Origin of the sequence: Streptomyces sp. Ag109_G2-15 (assembly GCF_900215565.1) — a bacterium.
Lineage (GTDB): Bacteria > Actinomycetota > Actinomycetes > Streptomycetales > Streptomycetaceae > Streptomyces > Streptomyces diastatochromogenes.
The window spans coordinates 501,287-518,125 of the sequence record NZ_OCNI01000002.1; the positions used below are offsets into that span (position 1 = coordinate 501,287).

Here is a 16,839-nt window from a genome sequence, read left to right on the forward strand (position 1 = left end):
TGTTCACTCGCCGTTTGAGGAGTGAACTCCCGTCTGACTGGCGGGCGTTGGAGCATCTTGCGGTCCTAGGTCAGCGACTGCGGAGAGCACTGAGTGCCGCGTCGAAGTCGGCCGCGCCGGGACGGTTGTGCGGCAGCTTGCCGAGCAGGATCGCCATGCCACAGGTGTCGGTGAGCGCCGAGAAGACCAGACCGCCCGCGACGCCCGCCGACAGGATCTGGAAGGCCGGGTGCAGGAGCAGCCCGAGGACGATCCCCACCAGGACCAGCGCCCCCGCCGTGAACCGGACCTGCCGCTCCATGCTCCAGCCGGCCCGGGTGCCGCGGGCAGCGGGCTGCTCCAGGTCGTGGCCTGCCGCGGCCCAGGCGCTGGTGCCCCCGGCCAGGGTGGCGGCGGGGATGCCCTGCTCCGCGAGCAGCCCGCAGGCGTTCTCGGAGCGGGCTCCGGAGGCGCACACGACCAGGACCTCGCCGCGCTCGGCGGCGTGCCGGATCTCGGGCAGGGCGCGCCGGATCCGGTCCAGGGGGACGTTGAGGGCGCCGGGCAGGTGACCCGAGGTGTACTCGCCGGGGGTGCGTACGTCGATGACGGTCAGCTCGTGCAGCCGAGTGCGGGCCTGGTCGGTGCGCAGGGTGACGGGGGCGAGGGGGGCGGTCATGGCAGGTGTGATCCTTAGGTGTTCGACGCCGTCCCGTACCGGGACGTACAGTACCCCTAGGGGTATTTTTCGAGGAGTGATCGTGGAACTGGAACTCGCGGGTGCGGAGCTGAAGTCCGTCCTGAACCGGCTGCGCCGCGCGCAGGGCCAGATCTCCGGCGTGATCCGGATGATCGAGGAGGGGCGCGACTGCGAGGAGGTCGTCACGCAGCTCGCCGCCGCGTCACGGGCGCTCGATCGTGCCGGTTTCGCGATCATCGCCACCGGCCTTCAGCAGTGCATCACCGACATGGAGTCCGGCCGTAAGAACGGCGAGGACCCGGAGCAGATGCGGGCCCGTCTGGAGAAGCTCTTCCTGTCGCTGGCGTGAGAGGCGGGCCGGCGCGCGACTGTGGGCGTCGGCGCATCACACCACCGCCTCGATCATCATGAACGCGGCCACGGCCAGCAGTACCAGGGCGAAGGTCCGCTGCAGCGCGCGCCCGGAGACCTTCGCCGCGAGCCGCTTCCCGTCCCACGCAGCGAGCACCGCGGCCCCGGCGAAGGGCCCGATGGCAGCCCAGTCGAGACCGTCGGCCGTACCGGCCCGCATCGCCAGCGCGGCCAGGGAGTTGGCGGTGATCACCAGCAGGCTGGTGCCCACCGCGTCGCGCATCCGCAGGCCGAGCACGCTCACCAGTGCGGGTACGGCGAGGAAGCCGCCGCCGACGCCGAGGACGCCGGTCACCGCGCCGAGCCCGGCACCCGCGGCCGCCGCCCGGTCCGGTCGCACCGGCACCGCGGTGTCCGACGCGGCACGGGGTCGTAGCATCCGCACCGCGGCCGTTCCCGCCACCACGGCGAAGGCGGCCGTCAGGGCGGCGCCGGGCACTCGTCCGGCGAGCGCACCGCCGAGCATCGCGGGGACAATCCCGGCCGCGGCGAACAACAGCCCGGTCCGCCACCGCACATGGCCGTCCCGGGCGTGCGCGGACAGCGCCGTGGCCGAGGTGACGGTGACGATGACGAGGCTGGCGGTGGTGGCCGCGACCGGGGTGAAGCCGAGCAGGTAGATCAGCGCGGGGACGGCCAGGACGCTGCCACCGCCCCCGAGCGCGCCGAGCGCCAGGCCGATGACGGCCCCGGCGGCCAGGGCGAGTACGACAGCGCTCACGCGACGGTCCCGTTCCCGCCCCGCGAGTCCACCACGGGCAGTCCCGCCGCGGCCCAGTCCCGCATGCCGCCGATCACGTCCACAGCCTCGGTACCGCGCGCGGCGAGCAGATCGGCCGCCCGCCGGGAGCGGTTCCCCGAGCGGCAGATCACGACGATCGGACCCGCCTGCGCGCCCGCGGGCAGCCCGGCCCCGGCGGCCAGCGCCGACAGCGGCAGGTGCACGGCGCGTGGTGCGTGCCCCGCCTGCCATTCGTGGGGTTCGCGGACGTCCAGCAGTACGGCGTCCGCGCCGCCCTCGGCGGCTTTGCCCTGGCCGGTGCGGGCGGCAGCCTCCTGGGCGGTCACCCGGCCCGGAACGCGCCGGTCTCGTCGGAAGAAGCTCATCGTGGCTTGTCGCTCCTGTCTCCCCTGTCGGTACGGAAGGTCGGTAAGGAGGGTCGTACGGCAGATCGGTGTGGAACGTCGGCACGGAAGGCCGATGCTCAAGGTCGTCACGGACGTCTTCGGTGTCTGCTGCGGTCAGGCGGCGCGGACCGTGAGCCCGGCGTTCCCGGCCGCGTCGAAGCCGTCGTCCACGGCGACGACGGCACGGCCGGCCGCGTCCAGCAGGGAGGCGGCGATGGCGGCGCGCATGCCGCCCGCGCAGTGCACCCACACCGTGCCCTCGGGGATCTCGTCGAGGCGGCGGTGCAGGGTGTGCACCGGTATGTGGACCGAGCCCTCGATGAACCCGCCCGCCCGCTCCGCGGTCCGCCGCACGTCGAGGACGACGACACCGTCCGCCGGGTATCGGCCGGCGAGGTCCGCGAAGGCGGCCCGGGGGAAGGAGGCCAGGGCCTCGTTCTCGCGGATCCAGCGGCCCGGTTCCCCGGTGGCCGCGGCGGCCGGGCGGTCGATGCCCACCCGGACCAGCTCCCGCTGCGCCGCGGCGAGTTGCTCGGCGGACTCCGCGAGCAGCGTGACCGGCTTGCCCCACGGGATCAGCCAGGCGAGATAGGTGGCGAGCTGTCCCTCGGCCTCGAAGTTGACCGAGCCCGCCACATGCCCGGCGGCGAACGCGACCCGGTTGCGCAGGTCCACCACCCACTCCCCCGCTGCCAGCCGGGCGGCGATCTCGGCCGCGTCCGCCACGGCGGGCGGGGTCAGGTCGACCGGCGCGGGCCCCGCGGTGTTGGCCGGGCCCATGTGCGCGTAGTACGCGGGGATGTCGCCGAGACCGGCCAGCAGGTCGGCGACGAAGGTGTCCACGTCCCGGGTGAGGGCTTCGTTGGACGCCTTCTCCTTGCCGATGGTGCTGGACTCCCCCGCCGCCTGGGACGACGCGCAGAAGCTGCCGAATCCGTGCGTGGGCAACACCGCCGTGTCGTCGGGCAGTTGGGTGGCCAGGCGGTGCGCGGAGGCGTACTGCGCACGGGCGAGGCGCTCGGTCAGACGCGGCTCCACCAGGTCGGGGCGGCCGACGGTGCCGATCAGCAGGGAACCGCCGGTGAACACCGAGACCGCCGTCCCACTCTCCTCCAGCACGTAGGAAGTGTGGTGCGGAGTGTGCCCGGGCGTGGCCACGGCGCGCAGGGTCAGCCCCGAGTCGGCGTCGATCACCGTACGGTCGCCGTCGCCGACCGGCAGGCGCTCGAAGGAGACGGAGGCCCCGGCGGGGACGAGATAGGCGGCGCCCGTGACCCGGGCCAGCTCCAGGCCGCCGGTGACGTAGTCGTTATGGAGGTGCGTCTCGACGACGTGCGAGATCCGCACCCCGCGCCGGGCCGCCGCGGCGATCACCTGGTCGATGTCGCGCGGCGGGTCGACCGCCACCGCGGTGCGCCCGCCACCCGCCAGATAGCTGCGGTTGCCGAGCCCTGGCACCTCGATCGTGTCGACGAAGAACACGTGCTCATCCCTTCCATCGAAGAATTACCCCGGGGGTATGTCTTCGACAGTACACGATTACCCCGGGGGGTATCTGTGAGGGAGGCGGAATTGGACGATCCACCCCATCCGGGCAGGGCCGGGTGCAACCATGGCGCCGTCGTATCTGCATCTGGACGCGGTCTGCCCGCATCCGGCGATCCACGCAGCGCTCGCCTCGGTCGTCGAGGAGGCCGACAACGTTCGGACACGTGCTGCGCGAGTCGGGATCAGGTGCGTCCAGGAAGTGACAGCCGAACTCGGCGTCGCCGTCGTCGCTGAGCGTCGTGTGCAGCGAGACGGGTTCCCTGGTGTAGCTCCGGTTCCGGCAGGCGTTCCACCGGCACGGTGGGCTCGCCCCCCGTCGCGTGCAGGTGTTCGCGGCGGACGCGCGCCACGCGGTTGATGACCTCCACCAGGTGCACCGGGAGGCGGATGGTCCGGCTCTGGTCGGTCAGGGCGCGGGAGATCGCCTGCCGGATCCACCAGGTCGCGTAGGTCGAGAACTTGAAGCCCTTGGCGTAGACGGCCTCCCCGCACTCCGGACAATGCGGCCTTCCGATCCGCGCGTAAAGCAGTCGCAGATGGTCGTAGACCTCGGTGATCGTGCCCACCGCCGCGGGAGGCTGTGCAACAAACCCGGGCGAGGGTGTCAGGCCGCCCCGTCCGGCGGCGGCCCGCTCGTCCCCCGCACCACCAGCTTGGGGTCCAGCACGGCTTCCCTGGGTTCGAGTCCGGGGTTCTCCAGCCGCTCCACGGCGAACCGCACCGCGTGCTCCGCCATGAGCGTCGCGTCCTGGCGCACGGTGGTCAGGCCGATCGGCATCAGGTGGGAGAGATGGCTGTCGTCGTAGCCGACGACCGACACGTCGCGCGGGACCTCGACCCCGGCCCGCGTGAGCGCCATCAACACGCCCATCGCGCAACGGTCGTTGCCGGCGAGAATCGCCGTCGGCAGGGCGAGCCCGCGGTCGCGTTCCGCCAGGAGGAGGTGGCCGGTCTCGATGCCGGCCTGCTCGGTGTGGTCGCCGGGGATCACCCGCTGTTCGGACTCCAGGCCGTGCCGGCGCATCGCCGCCCGGTAGGCCCGCCGCCGCTCGGCCGAGCCCGGGCCGCGACCGCCGTCGACGTGCACGATCCGGCGATGGCCCAGCTCCACGAGGTGCTCCATGGCCTGCCGCACACCCTTGCCCTCGGCGCTGTGCACGAAGTCCACGCGGGCACCGGGCACACGGCGGCTGACCGAGACGGTGACCGCGCGGTGCCCGATGTCGTCGAGGTACGCGGCCTCAGCGTCGGGGCCGAGCAGGATCAGTGCCTCACAGCGGTGACTGAGCAGCGCCTCCACCGCCTTGGCCTCGCTGCGGCCGGGTGCGGTGGCGGAGAGCAGGACGTCGTAGCCGAGCCGCTCGGCCTCCGGATAGATCCCCTCGATGAGGTCCGTCTGGAACGTCTGGCGCACCGTGAACATGACGCCGAGCGTGCGGCTCCGCCCGCGCGCCAGCAGCCGGGCCGCGCTGTCGGGCCGGTAACCGATCTCGTCGGCGACGCGCAGGACCCGCTGCCGGGTCTCCTCGCCCGCCCCCGGCTGGTTGCGGAATACGATCGAGACGAGCGCCCGGGAGACGCCCGCCTTCTCGGCGACGTCCGCCATCGTGGGCCGCTGCCTGCCCGACGTGTCCACCCGTGATCCCACCCTCCGACGGCGCCCTTGACAGAGGTCATCGTACTCGCCCTAGAGCGCACCAGTAGAGCGCGACAGCACACACTCGGACAGTGCGCAGGAGCACCCCGGCACCTGCACGAGGTTCAGGCTTCGCGTCCTCCCCGCTTCACCAGCTGGGCCGCGATGACGTTGCGCTGGATCTCGTTCGTGCCCTCGCCGACGATCATCAGCGGGGCGTCGCGGAAGTAGCGCTCCACGTCGAACTCGGTCGAGTAGCCGTAAGCGCCGTGAATACGGACGGCGTTGAGGGCGATCTGCATGGCCGTCTCGGACGCGAACAGCTTCGCCATGCCCGCCTCCATGTCCACCCGTCGGCCCGCATCCGCCTCGCGGGCCGCGTACAGGGTCAGCTGGCGGGCCGCGGTCAGTGAAGTGGCCATGTCGGCGAGGTGGTTGCCGATGGACTGGTGCTGCCAGATCGGCTTGCCGAACGACTCGCGCTCCTGGGCGTAGGCGAGCGAGTCCTCCAGCGCCGCCCGGCCCACTCCGAGGGCGCGGGCGGCGACCTGGAGCCGGCCCGTCTCCAGGCCCTTCATCATCTGGGCGAACCCCTTGCCCTCGACCCCGCCGAGTACGGCGTCGGCCGGCACCCGGTAGTCCTCGAAGGACAGCTCGCAGCTCTCCACGCCCTTGTAGCCGAGCTTGGGCAGGTCGCGCGAGACGGCGAGTCCGGGGCCGTGCTCCGCGAGGAGGACGGAGATGCCCCGGTGGGCGGGGCTCGCCTCCGGATCCGTCTTGCACAGCAGGGCGATCAGCCGGGAGCGGCGGGAGTTGGTGATCCATGTCTTCGCCCCGTCGACCACGTAGCCGTCGGCGTCCTTGCGGGCGACCGTGCGGATGGCCTGGAGGTCGGAGCCGCCGCCCGGCTCGGTCAGGGCCATCGTCGCCCGGACCTCACCGGTGGCCATCCTCGGCAGGTAGCGGCGCTTCTGCTCCTCGGTGCCGAAGTGCAGCAGCAGCTTGGCGACCACCGTGTGCCCGCCCATGGCGCCGGCCAGGCTCATCCAGCCACGCGCCAGCTCCTCGGTGATCAGGACGTAGCAGGGCGTGGAGACGGGTGTGCCGCCGTACTCCTGCGGGACGGCGAGGCCGAAGACGCCGAGTTCCTTCATCCGGTCGATGAGAGCCTCGGGGTAGGTGTCGGTGTGCTCCAGTTCGCGGACGACCGGCCTGACGTCCTTGTCGACGAAGTCGTGCACCGTCCTGACGATGAACTGTTCGTCCTCGGAGAGGATGTCGAGGGTGCTCATGGTGTGATGACGCTCCTTGCGGGAAGTTCGGTCCGTGCCCGGCCGGTTCAGATGACGCCGTCGGTGCGCAGGTCCGCCGTGTCGGCCGCGCTGTACCCCAGTTCCGCCAGGATCCGCTGGGTGTGCTCGCCCACGGCGGGGACGGCGTCCATCCGGGGGCTGGTGCCGGCCAGGTCCACCGGCGGCAGCAGCGCCGGGGCCGTCGCTCCCCCGGAGGTCCGCACGTCCCGCCAGCGCTCGCGGCCGGCGAGCACGGGGTGGGTGAGGAAGCCCTCGACGTCGTTGACTCCGGAGTTGGCGATGCCGGCCTCGTCCAGCGCCTTCATCGCCCCGGCGCTGTCCGACTGCGCGAACCGCTCGGCCAGCAGGGCGTCCAGCTCCGCCCGATGGGTCACGCGGTCGGCGTTGGTGGCGAAGCGCGGGTCGTCGACAAGGACGGGAGCCTCGAGGAACCGTGCGCACAGGGCGGCCCATTCGCGTTCGTTCTGGACGGAGAACAGGACGTCCTTGCCGTCGGCGGCGGTGTGGGTGCCGTAGGGGGCGATGGTGGCGTGCTGGGTGCCGAGCCGCGGGGGCTGGATACCGCCGGAGCGGGTGTAGTGGGCCGGCTGGCTCATCCACTCCGCCAGCGCCTCGAACAGCGACACCTCGACCGCGCGGGCGACGCCCGTGGTGGCCCGGGTGAACAGGGCGGTGAGGATGCCGGAGAACGCGTACATGCCGGCGGCGATGTCGGCGATCGAGATGCCGACGCGGGCGGGCCCGTCGGGGCCTCCGGTGAGGGAGACCAGGCCGGTCTGGCACTGCACCAGCAGGTCGTAGGCGGTGGGGGTGCCCCCGCGCGAGCTCGTTCGAGCGTGGGGGAGCTCGGCCCACGGCCCGTTGGATCCGTAGCCCGTCACGGAGCAGGGGATGAGGGACGGGAAGCGGCCGGCGAGGGCCGCCGTGCCGAGGCCCAGCCCGGCGGCCGCGCCCGGGGCCAGGTTCTGCACGAACACGTCGGCCCGTGCTAGGAGTTGCTCCAGGATCTGCCGCCCGGCGTCCGACTTCAGGTCGAGCGTCAGGGACTCCTTCGAGCGGTTGAGCCAGAAGAAGTAGCTGGAGTCGCCGTGCACGGTCGTGTCGTAGCGGCGGGCGAAGTCGCCTCCTGAGGGGCGCTCCACCTTGATGATCCGGGCGCCGAGGTCGGCCAGCTGCCGGGTGGCGAAGGGGGCCGCCACCGCCTGCTCGACGCTGACGACGGTGATTCCGTGGAGCGGCAGGTCTTCCGGGGGTTCGGTCATGCGGTGACCTCCAGGCGGGTTTCTGTCCCTGACCAGGCAGTACCATCATGAAGACTCATGGCAGGCGGAGTGAAATAGCAATACGTGATCGAGCCATGCGCACCGCGGATGGCTCCGGAGGAAGCGACCGTGGACGTCAGACAGCTCAAGGCCCTGGTCACCGTCGCCGAGGTGGGCAGTGTCACGCGGGCCGCCGAGCTGCTGCACCTGGTGCAGCCCGCGGTCACCCGGCAGATCCGCACGCTGGAGCAGGAGCTGGGCGTCCCCCTCTTCGAGCGCACCCGCCAGGGCATGCGGCCGACGGAGGCCGGCGCGATCATGGTGGACCGCGCCCGCCGCGCCCTGAACGAGCTGGAGCGGGCCCGTGCCGAGGTGCGGCCCGCCCCCGGTGTGGTGACCGGGATCGTCACGGTCGGCCTGCTCGAGAGCACCGCCGAGCTGCTGGCCGAACCGCTCGTGCGTGCCGTGGCCCGCGACCACCCGGGCATCGAACTGCGCCTGATGACCGCCTACTCCGGGCATCTGCAGCAGTGGCTCGACGACGGGGACCTCGATCTGAGCCTGCTGTACAACCTGGACAGCACGCCGTCGCTGAACGCCCGTCCGCTGGTACGGGAACACCTGTGGGTGGTCGCTCCCGCGGCGGCCGGTCTGCGGGCGGACCGGCCCGTCCCGTTCACCGAGGCCGCCGCCCACCCGCTCGTGATGCCCGCCTCCGGTCACGCGCTGCGCGCCCTGATCGACGCCGCCGCGGGACGGGCCGGGGCCGAGCTGGACGTCGCCGTCCAGACCAACTCCATGCGGGTGCAGAAGCAGCTCGTGCTGGCCGGGCACGGCTGGACCGTCCTGCCCGGCATCGGCATCGCCGAGGACGTCGCCGCCGGCACGCTCAGCGCCGCGCCGCTGTCCGAGCCGGACGTGTGGCGCTCGATCGTCCTCGCCACGCCGAGATCCGGGCGGACGCCGCCCGCCGTGCAGGTCGTCGCGCGCGAGCTGGTGCGGCGGATCCGCATGGAGGTGACCGGCGGCCGCTGGCTCTCCGCCCGGCTCCAGGAAACCGACGCCACCGAGGGGTAGTCATACGGGCATCGCATACCGGGATCACGGTTTTCTATTGTTCCGCGCCATCCATCAGCACCCATGATGGGCGGCATGAACGAGACACCCGTTCCCGCCCCGCCCTCCTGGCAGGAGGACGTGTTCGCCGCCCTGAAGAACCGCGGGATCCAGCAGATCGCCTACGTGCCGGACGCCGGCCACTCCCATGTGATCGACGAGGCGCGGCGGGACCCCGGCATCCACGACGTGGTGCTGACCACGGAGGAGGAAGGCGTCGCTGTCGTGAGCGGCGCCTGGCTGGGCGGGCAGCGGGCGGTGCTGCTCATGCAGAGCAGCGGGGTCGGCAACTGCGTCAACATGTTCTCCCTGCTGGAGATGGGCCGGTTCCCCTTCCTGACGTTGGTGACGATGCGCGGCGAGTACGCCGAGTTCAACCCCTGGCAGGGGCCGATGGGCCGGACCACCCGACAGGCGCTGGAGCTGATGGGCGTCACCGTCCTGCGCGCCGACTCCCCGGACGAGGTCGGGGACACCGTCGAGGCGGCCCTGGACTCGGTGTTCGGGGCCGGTGAGCGCGTTGCCGTACTGCTCGGACAGAAGCTGATCGGCCGGAAGAAGTGGGAGCGCAACGGATGACCGCCACGCCTGTACGACTCGATCGGCGCAGGTTCGTCGCCGACCTGATCGCCCGCCTCCCCGAGGACGCCCTCGTCGTCACCGGGCTCGGCTCGGCCGGCTACGACGTGTTCGCCGCCGGCGACCGCCCGGGCACCTTCTACCTCTGGGGCGCCATGGGCGGCGCCGCCCCGCTCGCCCTCGGCCTCGCCCTCGCCCAGCCGGACCGCCCGGTCGTGGCGGTCACCGGCGACGGCGAACACCTCATGGGCATCGGCACGTTGGCCACCATCGGCGCCAAGCTGCCGCCCAACCTGACCCTCGTGGTGCTGGACAACGCCCACTTCGGCGAGACCGGAATGCAGCCCAGCCACACCGGCCTCGGCACCGACCTCGTCGCCGTCGCCCAGGGCTTCGGAATCCGCGAAGCCGTACGGATCACCGACCCGGCGCCGACCGAGGACCTCGCCACCCGGATCAAGGCGCGCGCCGCGACGACGTACGCGCAGGTGCTGATCAGCACCAGCGAGCCGCCGCGTGCCCTCCCCCCGCGCGACGGCGTCGCGAACAAGAACGCCGTCCGCGCGGCGCTCGGCCTGAGCACCTTCTGATCCGGCGGTGCGAGCATGCCTTCCGCATCCCTCCCGCTCGGCTCCTACGTGGAGTCGTGGAATCCCGGTCCGGTCACGGACGAGGACGCGCTGCCCCCGGGTCCGGCAGCGGCCGTGTCCGCGCTCCTGGACCTGCCCGACTCCGTCGCCGCGGCCGGGGACCCGCTGCCGCCCCTGTGGCAGTGGTTCTACTTTCTGCACTGGCCCGCCCAGCGGCAGCTCGGCCCCGACGGCCATCTGCGCGACGCGCGGTTCCTGCCGCCCATCCCGGATCGGCAGCGGATGTTCGCCGGCGGCCGCTGCGAGATCACCGAGCCGCTGCGCCTCGGCGAACCGGCGGTTCGTGTCAGCAGCCTGACCGCGGTGACGGCCAAGCGCGGGCGCACCGGAGAGCTGCTGTTCGTCACGGAACGCCAGGAGTTCCGGCAGTACGGCCGCACCTGCCTGGTCGAGGAACAGGACATCGTCTACCGGTCGGGGCGCGGCGCCGGGCAGCATCCGGCCGCGCTGGAAGACCGGGCCGTCCCCCATGCCGAGGGCCCGTGGCAGCTGCGCCTGCGGCCGGATCCGGCGCTGCTGTTCCGGTTCAGCGCCCTCACCGCCAACGCACACCGCATCCATTACGACGCCCCGTACTGCCGCGACACGGAGGGCTATCCCGGTCTCGTGGTCCACGGCCCGCTGCTGGCGCTGCTGATGCTGGAGTCGGTCCGCAGGAACGCCCCGGAGCGCCGGGTACGGTCCCTGTCCTACCGGCTGCACCGGCCGGCGTTCGCCGGCGAGCACCTCCTGGCCGTGGGCACGCCCTCCACCCGACAGGCGCAGCTGCGCATCGCGACACACCGGGAGGCCCGGCACGCATCCGCCGAGGTGACGTTCACGTGAAGCAGCGGCGCAGCGACCTGCTCACTCGGTCCGCGCGGCGAGTGCCGCGGTGCGCTGATCGAGCCGCTTCAGGGCGACCTCGCCCCACCGGAGGTTGTCCTGCTCCAGGGACAGGCCGCGCAGCAAGGTGAGGTAGGGGCCGATGCGTTCGGCGGTGCCGAAGTACTCGTCCTCGGTGCGTCCGGCGAGCAGGCGCTCGCGGGCACGCTCGAAGCGGACGACCTTGGTGGCGGCCAGTTCCATGCGCTGGGCGATCGCCGCGCGCACGGCCTGGAGATCGCCGACGTCGACGCACTGGACCTTGACCAGCAGTTCGTCCCTGATCGCGGTCGGCTTGGCGGGCGGTTCGGTGGTGTAGGCGTGTACGGCCGCGTACCCGGCCTGGGTGAGCGAGAAGAGCCGCTTGTTGGGCCTGCGCTCCTGCTGGACGAAGCGAGCGGCGACGAGGCCCTCGCCCTCCATGCGCTCCAGCTCGCGGTAGATCTGCTGCGGCGTGGCCATCCAGAAGTTGGCGACCGAGGACTGGAACCCCTTCGCGAGGTCGTACCCGGACGCCTCACCCTCCAAGAGCGCGGCCATCACCGCATTGCGCAGAGCCATGACCGCCAATTTAGCACCGGATGGGAATATTCAAAAAGTTGCATATTCCCATCCGGTGCCGTGGGGGTTCAGCGGGGGTTCAGCGGCATCAGGCCAAAACCGCGGCCCTCTCCGGCTCACCGGCCTCGTGCGGGATGCGGTGCAGGCCCTTGCGGTCGTAGAGGCGGGTCATACCGAATCCGAAGAGACCGGCGGCCAGGAGACCGGCGCCCAGCATGGCCCAGCCGCGGGTCAGGCCCGCGTCGCCCTGGGCGCCGTAGTAGAGGATCGACTGGACGCCGCCGGTGATCTGCCGCAGGGGCTCGAACTCCGCGAGGAAGCGGTAGAAGCCGGGGAGCGCCTGGACCGGGGTCGTGGCTCCGGCCGTCGGGACCGCCATCGCGATGTAGAACAGCGTGACCAGCAGCATGCCGGGGGTGCCGAACACCGCGATCAGGCTCAGGGCACCGATCCCGCACACCGCGATCGCAGCCACGGAGTACAGCCACAGCAGCGGCAGGTGGGACGCGTCCATCCCCATGATCCCGATGGCTCCCGCCATGACGAGACTGGCCATGACGATCGAGAGGCCGATCATGAGGGTGCTGCTGATGGCCAGCGTCTGCACGCGCGTCGCGCGCACCAGCGGGTTGTGCTTGCGCAGCGGGCCCATGTCGTTGTGGGTGTAGCCGAGGGCGTGATCCACCTGGCCGCCGATGACGTTGGCGGAGAGCATGCCGCACACGACGAGGACGAGTGAGTAGTAGAACGCCGTCAGGCCCAGACCCGAGTGGGAGTCGAGCGGGTGACCGTCCTCGATGTGCACGGCGGCGGGATCAGCCAGCAGGAGGCGCGCCGCGGTGGGCAGCCGGGTCTGCGCGGCGGCCGCCTTGGAGGTCGCGCCCTGGGCCTTCGATGCCTTGGCGCCCTTGGCATGCGCAGCCTTCGCAGCCTTGACCTGCGCCGCCTTGACGGCCTTGGCCTGAGCGGCCTCGACCTGCGCGGTGAGGTCCTTGCCCACGGAGACGGAGGCACTCTGGGCGGCGGTCGTCGTCGCCTGTCGGGCGAGACTGGAGCCCAGGCTCCCTGCGGACTGGTTGGTCAGCACGGTCAGCGCGGGGCGGACCGGTGTCCCGTGCGAGGTGGTGGTGAGCGCCGCCACGGAGGCACTGAAGTCACGGGGAACGACGAGGGCGCCGTACAGCTTGCCCTTGCCGAGTTCCTTCTTCACCTCCTTCTCGTCCATCACCTTCCACTCGATCTTGTCCCCGCTCGCCTTGGACTTCTTGATCGAACCGGTGATCTGCGCACCGAGGTCGACCTCTTTGCCACCGACGGTCGCGCCCTTGTCGGCGTTGACCAGGCCCACGGGCAGGTGGTGCATGTGGCCGGGCGGATCGATGTTGGCGCCGACGTAGAACACGGCGAACAGGATCGCCAGGACCCCCACGATCACGCCGTTGGATATCCACAAGGGTTTGGAACGCAGCACCCGGAAGGGACGTGCGGTAGAGGTCATGACGCAACTCCGGTAGTCAACAAGAAATCAGCGAATTCCCTCGGTGGGCGCGGCCACCGGGAGCAGGTCGGGTCGCTTGGCCTGCCGTCCGTCACCGGAGGACCGGCCGCGCACCCGGCGCAGGATCCATGGCCCCAGGAAGGAGTCGGCCCAGCGCACTTCCCTACCGACGGCGCGCCATCCCGCGCGCGCTGCCGGAGCGGGGAGCAAGGGGCGCGTCCAGCTGTCGTCACTGCCGGGCACGCCGAGCGCGTGCGCGACGGCGGCGGCGATGAGCGCGTGCCCCCGGGGACTGGCGTGCAGCCGGTCCGCACTCCACATGCGCGGATCTGTCACCACGGGGTGGTGGGAGGCATCGACCACGACGACGTCGTGACGCCGAGCGGCCTCCTTGATCCGGTCGTTGAGCGCGACGACCCGGTGGCTGACAGGTCGGGCGAGCGGGGCGATGCGGGCAGGATCGGGGAAGGTCAGCGTCGCGACACGGGCGCCCTGCGCGCCGAGCGCCGCGAACATCGACTCCAGATGCCCGGCCACCGCGTCCACGTCGACGCGGGGGCGCAGCAGGTCATTGACGCCGGCGACGACCGTGGCGAGGTCAGGCCGCAGCGCCAGTGCGGGCGCGAGCTGCTCGGCACGGACCTGCCCGGCGAGCCGTCCGCGTACGGCGAGGTTGGCGTACCGAAGCCCCGGACTGCTCCGCGCGACCGTTTCGGCAAGCCGGTCGGCCCAGCCGCGCAGTGCTGTCGCGTCGTCGCCGTCGCCCACCCCCTCCGTCTGGCTGTCGCCGAGCGCGACGTACCGCAGGTATGCGCCATCAGACACGGTCGACTGCCTCTCACCACGGGAATAGCCAACGAATGATCTATGTGCATTGTTGACTATACAGCGAAGCATCACCGTGGGCGGAACGTCAGCGGAAGGCCGCGTGACCCGTCAGCGCCTGGCCCAGCGCGAGGGTGTGCATCTCGGAGGTGCCTTCGTAGGTGAGGACGGACTCCAGGTTGTTCATGTGCCGGATCACCGGGTACTCCAGCGAGATGGGCCTTGTGCAGTTCCAGGGCCATGTCGACGAGCTTCTGCTGGGTGAGCTGGAAGGCGGCGAGCGGCTTTCCGAACTGCTCGCGCTGGGCCGCGTACCGGGCGGCCGCCTGTCAGGCCGAGCGTGCCGCGCCCGTGGCGCCCCACACGATCCCGTAGCGGGCCTCGTTCAGGCAGGTCAGAGGCGCGGACACGCCGCACGCGCCGGGCAGCAGCGCGCTCGCGGGCAGCCGTACGCCGTCCAGGACCAGTTCGCTGGTGAGGCTCGCCCGCAGCGACATCTTGTGCTTGATCTCGGGAGCGGAGAAGCCGGGCGTGGCGGTGGGGACGAGGAAGCCGCGGATGCCGTCGTCGGTGCGCGCCCAGACGATCGCGACCTCGGCCACCGAACCGTTGGTGATCCACATCTTGCGGCCGTCGAGAATCCAGTCACTGCCGTCGCGGCGGGCCCGGGTTCGCAGGGACGACGGGTCCGAGCCGTGGTCGGGCTCGGTCAGACCGAAGCAGCCGATGGCCTCCCCCGCACGCCCGCGACCGTGATCACGACGTAGCCGAGGCCGAGGGCGACGACGGACCAGATGGAGCCGGTGGCGGTGAGCAGGTACTGGGAGACGATCGGGGCGGTCCCGGCGAACAGGGCCGTGCACGCCTGGTACGAGAGGGACATGCGGGTGTAGCGGACCTCGACGGGGTAGTCGCGGGCGAGGATTCCGGCGAGCGCCGCGTAGTACATGGCGTGCGGGAAGGTGGCGAGGGCCATGCCGAGGACGGCGAGCCAGAAGTTCCCGGTGCCGACGAGGACGAACATCAGAGTCAGGTACGGCTTCGGCGTACCGAGCGCATGGGTGCGGGCACGCCGGCCGTCGAGATGCCGGGGCCGCGGCCGCCAGGCCGCGCGGGTAGTTGAACCAGCCGTCGACGTGGGCGCCGAGCCAGTCGAGATCCTGCCCCGCGCGCCCAGCGACGACCACCGGCACACTGCCCCGGCCGGCTTGGGCAGGACGTCCAGCCGGCGTTCCGCCTTCAGCCCGAGGGCGGGCACCGTGATGCCGCTGCCCGCGGGCGGAGCGGCCCATGCCTGCCGCAGGATCGCCAGGTCGTCCCGGAAGGTGGCCGCGCGCTTGCCGAAGTCCTCGCCGAAGAGCGGGTATTCGATGGGGCGGTCCCCGCCCGCCAGGCCCAGCACGAAACGGCTGCCCGAGAGGTGGTCGACGGTCGCCGCCGCCTTCGCCACCAGCAGCGGCTTGCGCAGCGGGAGCACGACGGCCGCGGTGCCCAGCACGATGCGCCGCGTCACGGCCGCCAGGTACCCGAGGTGTGGGTGAAGGTCTCGTACACCGAGCCGGCGTCGCCGAACTCCACGGGGTCGTACAGCGGCACGTCCCGCACCCACAGGGCGGCGAAGCCCAGCCGGTCGGCCAGCTGTGCCGTCTCCGCGTGCGCGGCCAGATCGGCGACCCCGAGCGGGCGCCCGGCAACGTGATCGCGTTGCAGCTGGGAGGGTCCCCAGTCGTTGTCGAGGGGCAGCTCGAGTGTGCATCCACTGAAGCACATGCTTCGATGAGCGTCAAACTTTGACCACTGTCGACATAGGGCCCAGAACGAGAGACCGTCGAATATTCGACAGCGGTCGTACGATGAACGTGTCCCATCCAAGCCTCAAGGAGTCATCGTGGCCCGCCCTCGAACCTCTGCACGGACCGTCGAGCATCCCTCCATGGCGGAAATCTCACTGCAACAGGTTCTGGAGGCACTGGCCGAACCCGTGCGGCGCGCCGTGGTGTCCCAGCTGGCCACGGCCAGTGAGGACATCAGCTGCGGGACGTTCGACGTAGAGGTCTCGAGGTCGACCCTGACGCACCACTTCAACGTCCTGCGGGAGGCCGGAGTGATCCGGCAGTACTACATGGGGACGACGAAGATGAACTCGCTGCGCATGGACGAGATGGAAGAGCGCTTCCCCGGCCTGCTGTCGGCACTGGTGACCGCCTCCGCCCTGGAAGCGGGCGCACCCACGCACTGACACCCACCCCCGCACACCACCCCTCGGAATCCCGCTCTCGCAATTTCGATGACGGTCGTATTACCGCGCCGCTGTCGAAATAGTGCTGCACAAGCGAGAAGGACGTCGGCTGTGGCCAAGGTGGTGCGGTTTCATGAACTGGGTGGGCCCGAGCTCCTGCGGTTGGAGGACCACGACCTCGGAGTCCCGGGCCCCGGTGAGGTCCTCCTGGACGTCGAGGCGATCGGCCTGAACAGGTCGGAGGCCGAGTTCCGGCAGGACCGGTATCTCGACCGGGTCCGCGCGCTGCCCTCGGGGCTCGGCTGGCGGTGTTGACCGACGCAGGCATGGCGGCCCTGGAAGACGCCGCCCCCGGACACGTCGCCATCGTCCGCGCGGCCGTCTTCGACCGTCTCACCCCTGAGCAGGCCCAGGCGTTCGGTGAGGCCTGCGAGATCATCCTGGCCGGCCTCACCGGCCCGGAGCGGCCGGCCCTTCCGGCGGATCTTCCCTGGCGCCGGTAGCCACCGCGCAGATCACACCGTCTGCCC

20 protein-coding genes and 2 pseudogenes are annotated in these 16,839 nt (G+C 71.5%); 8 read left to right on the forward strand and 14 right to left on the reverse strand.

The window, feature by feature from the left end; genetic code table 11:
- Positions 1-70: 70 nt before the first annotated feature.
- The gene (locus CRP49_RS38750) at positions 71-658 is read right to left on the reverse strand and encodes a rhodanese-like domain-containing protein (protein WP_097258083.1); all 588 of its coding nucleotides are present in this window, start codon (positions 656-658) and stop codon (positions 71-73) included.
- Between the two features lie 82 nt (positions 659-740).
- Between CRP49_RS38750 and CRP49_RS38755 the strand changes: the two genes are divergently transcribed.
- Positions 741-1,028, forward strand: coding sequence for a metal-sensitive transcriptional regulator (locus CRP49_RS38755; RefSeq protein ID WP_094219678.1), 288 nt, complete (start codon positions 741-743; stop codon positions 1,026-1,028).
- Positions 1,029-1,064: 36 nt separating this feature from the next.
- Here the strand turns inward: CRP49_RS38755 and CRP49_RS38760 are convergent, their stop codons facing one another.
- The 7 genes and pseudogenes from CRP49_RS38760 to CRP49_RS38790 all read right to left on the reverse strand — a co-directional run bounded on the left by CRP49_RS38760 (position 1,065) and on the right by CRP49_RS38790 (position 7,977).
- Entirely contained in the window at positions 1,065-1,811 is a 747-nt protein-coding gene (locus tag CRP49_RS38760) for a sulfite exporter TauE/SafE family protein (protein WP_097258084.1), read from the reverse strand.
- On the reverse strand, positions 1,808-2,197 hold the full coding sequence (locus tag CRP49_RS38765) for a rhodanese-like domain-containing protein (protein WP_097258085.1): 390 nt from the start codon (positions 2,195-2,197) through the stop codon (positions 1,808-1,810). Before CRP49_RS38765 ends, CRP49_RS38760 begins: the two co-directional genes overlap by 4 nt.
- A 135-nt stretch (positions 2,198-2,332) precedes the next feature.
- Complete coding sequence (locus tag CRP49_RS38770) at positions 2,333-3,700, reverse strand: MBL fold metallo-hydrolase (RefSeq protein ID WP_097258086.1); 1,368 nt, start codon at positions 3,698-3,700, stop codon at positions 2,333-2,335.
- A gap of 271 nt (positions 3,701-3,971) precedes the next feature.
- Positions 3,972-4,242: pseudogene (locus CRP49_RS48960) on the reverse strand (sigma factor); the annotation flags it as partial.
- A gap of 128 nt (positions 4,243-4,370) precedes the next feature.
- On the reverse strand, positions 4,371-5,372 hold the full coding sequence (locus CRP49_RS38780; RefSeq protein WP_097259260.1) for a LacI family DNA-binding transcriptional regulator: 1,002 nt from the start codon (positions 5,370-5,372) through the stop codon (positions 4,371-4,373).
- Between the two features lie 155 nt (positions 5,373-5,527).
- A complete protein-coding gene (locus tag CRP49_RS38785) occupies positions 5,528-6,694 on the reverse strand; it encodes an acyl-CoA dehydrogenase family protein (protein ID WP_097258087.1) in 1,167 nt (388 codons plus the stop codon).
- Positions 6,695-6,741: 47 nt separating this feature from the next.
- Positions 6,742-7,977: a CaiB/BaiF CoA-transferase family protein gene (locus tag CRP49_RS38790; RefSeq protein WP_097258088.1), complete on the reverse strand. Its 1,236-nt coding sequence runs from the start codon at positions 7,975-7,977 to the stop codon at positions 6,742-6,744.
- Between the two features lie 129 nt (positions 7,978-8,106).
- Here CRP49_RS38790 and CRP49_RS38795 point away from each other — a divergent pair, with 129 nt between their 5' ends.
- From CRP49_RS38795 to CRP49_RS38810, 4 genes are all read left to right on the forward strand, one after another.
- Entirely contained in the window at positions 8,107-9,054 is a 948-nt protein-coding gene (locus CRP49_RS38795; RefSeq protein WP_097259261.1) for a LysR family transcriptional regulator, read from the forward strand.
- Between the two features lie 75 nt (positions 9,055-9,129).
- Entirely contained in the window at positions 9,130-9,672 is a 543-nt protein-coding gene (locus CRP49_RS38800; protein ID WP_097258089.1) for a thiamine pyrophosphate-binding protein, read from the forward strand.
- Positions 9,669-10,262, forward strand: a complete 594-nt coding sequence (locus tag CRP49_RS38805; RefSeq protein WP_097258090.1) for a thiamine pyrophosphate-dependent enzyme — start codon at positions 9,669-9,671, stop codon at positions 10,260-10,262. Before CRP49_RS38800 ends, CRP49_RS38805 begins: the two co-directional genes overlap by 4 nt.
- A 15-nt stretch (positions 10,263-10,277) precedes the next feature.
- Entirely contained in the window at positions 10,278-11,147 is an 870-nt protein-coding gene (locus CRP49_RS38810; RefSeq protein WP_097258091.1) for a hypothetical protein, read from the forward strand.
- 21 nt (positions 11,148-11,168) lie between these two features.
- Here the strand turns inward: CRP49_RS38810 and CRP49_RS38815 are convergent, their stop codons facing one another.
- From CRP49_RS38815 to CRP49_RS48590, 6 genes and pseudogenes are all read right to left on the reverse strand, one after another.
- On the reverse strand, positions 11,169-11,747 hold the full coding sequence (locus tag CRP49_RS38815; RefSeq protein ID WP_097258092.1) for a PadR family transcriptional regulator: 579 nt from the start codon (positions 11,745-11,747) through the stop codon (positions 11,169-11,171).
- Positions 11,748-11,835: 88 nt separating this feature from the next.
- Positions 11,836-13,245 (reverse strand): YhgE/Pip family protein, encoded by a 1,410-nt coding sequence (locus CRP49_RS38820; protein WP_097258093.1) that lies wholly within the window; start codon positions 13,243-13,245, stop codon positions 11,836-11,838.
- 27 nt (positions 13,246-13,272) lie between these two features.
- On the reverse strand, positions 13,273-14,070 hold the full coding sequence (locus tag CRP49_RS38825) for an SGNH/GDSL hydrolase family protein (RefSeq protein WP_097258094.1): 798 nt from the start codon (positions 14,068-14,070) through the stop codon (positions 13,273-13,275).
- 88 nt (positions 14,071-14,158) lie between these two features.
- Positions 14,159-14,819 (reverse strand): annotated as a pseudogene (locus tag CRP49_RS38830) (acyl-CoA dehydrogenase family protein); the annotation flags it as partial.
- Positions 14,780-15,679, reverse strand: a complete 900-nt coding sequence (locus CRP49_RS48585) for an LLM class flavin-dependent oxidoreductase (RefSeq protein ID WP_257033778.1) — start codon at positions 15,677-15,679, stop codon at positions 14,780-14,782. The gene CRP49_RS48585 and the pseudogene CRP49_RS38830, both read right to left, overlap by 40 nt.
- Entirely contained in the window at positions 15,580-15,840 is a 261-nt protein-coding gene (locus CRP49_RS48590) for a hypothetical protein (RefSeq protein WP_257033779.1), read from the reverse strand. Before CRP49_RS48590 ends, CRP49_RS48585 begins: the two co-directional genes overlap by 100 nt.
- Before the next feature lie 163 nt (positions 15,841-16,003).
- Between CRP49_RS48590 and CRP49_RS38845 the strand changes: the two genes are divergently transcribed.
- The 3 genes from CRP49_RS38845 (at position 16,004) to CRP49_RS38855 (ending at position 16,812) form a co-directional block, all read left to right on the forward strand.
- Positions 16,004-16,309, forward strand: coding sequence for a helix-turn-helix transcriptional regulator (locus CRP49_RS38845; RefSeq protein ID WP_097258095.1), 306 nt, complete (start codon positions 16,004-16,006; stop codon positions 16,307-16,309).
- A gap of 111 nt (positions 16,310-16,420) precedes the next feature.
- Positions 16,421-16,624: a hypothetical protein gene (locus CRP49_RS38850; protein ID WP_097258096.1), complete on the forward strand. Its 204-nt coding sequence runs from the start codon at positions 16,421-16,423 to the stop codon at positions 16,622-16,624.
- Positions 16,625-16,635: 11 nt separating this feature from the next.
- Positions 16,636-16,812 carry a hypothetical protein gene (locus CRP49_RS38855; protein ID WP_373560425.1) on the forward strand — a complete coding sequence of 59 codons (177 nt, stop codon included), beginning with the start codon at positions 16,636-16,638 and terminating at the stop codon, positions 16,810-16,812.
- The last annotated feature ends 27 nt before the right edge of the window (positions 16,813-16,839 follow it).